The organism is Hydrogenophaga sp., from assembly GCF_018780075.1.
In the GTDB taxonomy this organism is placed as follows: domain Bacteria; phylum Pseudomonadota; class Gammaproteobacteria; order Burkholderiales; family Burkholderiaceae_C; genus Hydrogenophaga.
The window spans coordinates 1-3,677 of record NZ_JADMKB010000057.1 but is presented as its reverse complement, the minus strand read 5'-3'; the positions used below and the strand labels follow the sequence as shown (position 1 = coordinate 3,677).

At 69.1% G+C, this 3,677-nt stretch carries 4 protein-coding genes; all 4 read right to left on the bottom strand.

All coding sequences use genetic code 11. The features are described from left to right. Positions 1–767: hydroxymethylglutaryl-CoA lyase (locus tag IV088_RS12140; protein ID WP_291102184.1), on the bottom strand; the 767-nt coding region annotated here is incomplete at its 3' end. Between the two features lie 23 nt (positions 768–790). Then, on the bottom strand, positions 791–1,699 hold the full coding sequence (locus IV088_RS12135) for a DUF4349 domain-containing protein (RefSeq protein WP_291102182.1): 909 nt from the start codon (positions 1,697–1,699) through the stop codon (positions 791–793). A gap of 39 nt (positions 1,700–1,738) precedes the next feature. Continuing rightward, on the bottom strand, positions 1,739–2,659 hold the full coding sequence (locus IV088_RS12130; RefSeq protein ID WP_291102180.1) for a glyoxylate/hydroxypyruvate reductase A: 921 nt from the start codon (positions 2,657–2,659) through the stop codon (positions 1,739–1,741). Positions 2,660–2,690: 31 nt separating this feature from the next. Next, positions 2,691–3,677 (bottom strand): biotin/lipoyl-containing protein (locus IV088_RS12125; protein WP_291102179.1); only part of this gene is annotated, 987 nt, incomplete at its 5' end.

Genomic DNA, 3,677 nt, shown 5'->3' with positions numbered 1-3,677 from the left:
ACCACGTCTTCGGTCGCCACGTTGCCGGTGGCGCCCTTGGCGTAGGGGCAGCCGCCCAGCCCCGCCACCGACGACTGGAAGTTCCAGACCCCCAGCTCCAGCGAGGCCATCGTGTTCACCAGCGCCTGGCCGTAGGTGTCGTGGAAATGGCCGCTGATGTGGTCCACCCCGAAGTGCTTCAGGGTCGCCTCCAGCGCGGCCTGCACCTTGCGCGGCGTGCCCACGCCGATGGTGTCGGCCACGTCCACGCGCTGAACGCCGATGCCTTTCATCAGCCCCGCGAGGTAAGCCACGCGCTCAGGCGCAATCTCGCCTTCGTAGGGGCAGCCCACGGTGCAGCTCATCGCGCCGCGCACGGCGACGCCGGCCGCCTTCGCCGCCGCGACCACGGGCGCGAAGCGTTCGATGCTCTCGGCGATGGAGCAATTGATGTTCTTCTGGCTGAAGGCCTCGCTCGCCGCGCCAAAGACCACAATCTCGTCGGGTTGGTCGAGCAGCGCGGCCTCGAAACCCTTGAGGTTGGGCGTGAGCACCGAGTAGCGCACGCCCGCCTGGCGCTGCATGCCGGCCATGACCTCGTGGTTGTCGGCCATCTGCGGCACCCACTTCGGGCTCACGTAGCTGGTGACCTCGATCTCGGTCAGGCCGGCGGCCTGCAGGCGGTGCACCAGCTGAATCTTGACCGCGGCCGGCACGGGCTGCTTTTCGTTCTGCAGGCCGTCGCGCGGGCCGACGTCGATGAGCTGGACACGGGTGGGCAGGGACATGGGGAACCTCTTTCAGGACAACATCAGGCGGCGGGCGGCGCCCGGCGGCGCGCCCGCCAGGCCCAGGCGCGGCGCAGCCCCCAGACCAGCGGCACCAGCAGCACGAGCCAGGGGATGAACGCCGCCACCAGGGTGATCAGACTGGCGACGCTGTCGGCCATCACCTGACCGGCGTCGCGCAGCGCGGTCCAGATCGGGTTGGCGGCGCGGCCTTCGGTGAGCGTGACCTCGGGGCGGAACGCCACCTGCACGTGCTGGCGCGCGGTCTGCTGCATCAGCAGCTTGAGCTGGGTGGCGTGGCTGTCGAGTTCGGCCTGGGTCTGCGACAGGGTCCGCTGGATCTCCAGCACGTCCGACAGCTTGCGGTTGGCGCCCGGCTGCTGCAGCAGCGCGCGCAGGCTGTCGCGGAACTCGGTGCGGTTCTTGATGTGCGCTTCGACATCGACCACCTGCGCGGTCTTGTCTTCGCTGCTGGTGTTGTGCGAGGCCACGCGGCCCACGCCTTCGAGCTGGCCCAGCAGCTGGGGCGCGTCTTTCGGGTTCACGCGCATCTCCAGCTCGGCGCCGCCGGGCTGGTCGCGCAGCTCCTTGCGCACGGACGACGACACCACCTCGCAATCGAGCTGGGCGCAGGTGTCGGCGACGGCCTTCCAGGCCTCGGTGATCTGCGCAGCGGGCACCACCACCTCCAGCGCGTGGCTCACGGCGATGTGGCGCGGCGACAAGGCCTCGCCACCGCCCGCAGCAGCAGCATCGGCGGCCATGGGTGCGGGCGCTTGGGCCATCATCTTGGCGGACATTTCCGGCGCGGCGTCGCGCGCCGGGGCGGACACGGCCTGTGGTTCGTCCTTCGCCGAACAGGCGCCCAGCGCGAGGGCGACAGCGATCAGGGTGGGGGCCAGCGCCAGCGGGCGCGAGAGACAACGGTGCATGTGGAACATCCCTGGTGACACGGAAAGCAGAAAAGGCCCTCAGTATCCCCGCACGGGATCGACCACACCCGCCACGGGCTGACCCGCGTCGAGCGCGCGGATCTTGCCCGCGATCTGCGCGATGCTTTCATCGCGCAACGTGCGCGCCGAGGTGTGCGGCGTGATGGTGATCTTCGGGTGCGACCAGAACGGGTGCCCGGCGGGCAGCGGCTCGGTGCGAAACACATCCAGCGTGGCACTGGCCATGTGGCCGCTCTCCAGCAACGCGAGCAGATCGGCCTCGACCAGGTGCGCGCCGCGCGCCACGTTGATCAGGTAAGCGCCGGGCTTGAGACGCCCCAGCGTGTCGCGGTTCAGGATGTCTTTCGTGTCGGGCGTGAGCGGCAGCAGGTTGACCAGCACGCGGCAGCTCGACAGGAAGGTCTGGAACCCCGCCTCGCCGCTGTGGGTGACCACGCCTTCAATGGCCTTGGGCGTACGGCTCCAGCCGTGCACCGGAAACTCGAACACCCGCAAGGCCTGGGCCACACGCACCCCGAGCACGCCCAGGCCCATCACGCCGACCGGAAAATCCTGGCGTTCTCGCGGCTTGCGGTACGACCACTTGCCGGCCTTCACATCGGCCTCGTAACCGTCGAACTCGCGGAAGTGGCGGATCACCGCGTGGCACACGTACTCGGCCATCTGCACCGACATGCCCGCGTCGTCGAGACGCACGACTTTCACGCCCGGCGGCAAGCGCAACCTGAGCAGCGCATCGACACCGGCGCCAATGTTGAACAGGCCTTTGAGCGCCTGCTGCTCGTCCAGGAACTGTTGGGGTGGCGCCCAGACCACCGCGTGGTCGGCCTGAGGTGCGCCGGGTTGCCAGACGTTGACCTGCGCGCCGGGCAGTGCGGCGTGCAGGCCCTCCAGCCAAGGTTCGGCCTTGGTGTCGGTGCAGCAGAAAGTGATGTTCATGCGAAGAGCTTAGCGGGCGGTCAATGCCTGTTCATCCCGCAGTGGCGATCTTCAGCAGCTCCGCGCCCTCGGCCACCTGATCGCCCGGCGCATACAGCAGCTCGGCCACCGTGCCGTCGGCCGGGGCGGCGATGGTGTGTTCCATCTTCATGGCCTCCATCACCGCCAGCGGCTGGCCTTTCTTCACCACGTCGCCGGCCTTGACCGAAAACGACACCACCTTGCCCGGCATGGGCGCGGTCAGGCGGCCCACGTCGTGGGCGGCTTCGCCAGCGTGCGCGAGTGCGTCGATTTCGATGATCGTGGTGGCACCCAGGTCGCAGAACACATGCACCACCTCTTCGCGCTGCCAGGTCTGCACCGTCTGGCGCTGGCCCATGAAACGCAGGTCCATCAGCGTGCCGTTCTCTGCCGGCAAGGCGTCGAACGCGAGCAGGCCGCTGGCCTCGCCCAGCGCGAGCTGCAGTGCGCCGTCGTGCAGGTAGGTCAGGCTGGCCTGCAGCGCCTCGCCCTGGTATTCGAAGTCGAAGCGGCGCACCGTCAGGCCGTGCGGGCGCCAGCCGTCGCGGCGCGAGAACGGGTCTTTGCCTTCGCTGGCGCGCTCGGCCAGCAGGGTCTGCGCCACGGCGGCGGCCACGGCCAGGTTCAGGCCCACCTTGTCCTGGTGAAACAGCACACCCGCTTCGCGCGGGATCAGCGCCGTGTCCAGATTCGCCTGCGCAAACGAAGGACTGGCGACCACATGGCGCAGGAACTGCACGTTGGTGGACAGGCCGACGATGCGGGTCTGTGCCAGCGCGGCGTCAAGCCGGGCCAGCGCTTCGGCGCGGGTGCGGCCGTGCACGATCAGCTTGGCGACCATGGAGTCGTAGAAGGGGCTGATCGCATCGCCCTCGCGCACGCCGTCGTCCACGCGCACCGCGCCTCTTTCGAAGCTGGTGCAGGCGGGCTTGCGGTAGACGTCGAGCCGGCCGGTGGCGGGCAGGAACTGGTTGTCCGGCGTTTCGGCGCAGATGCG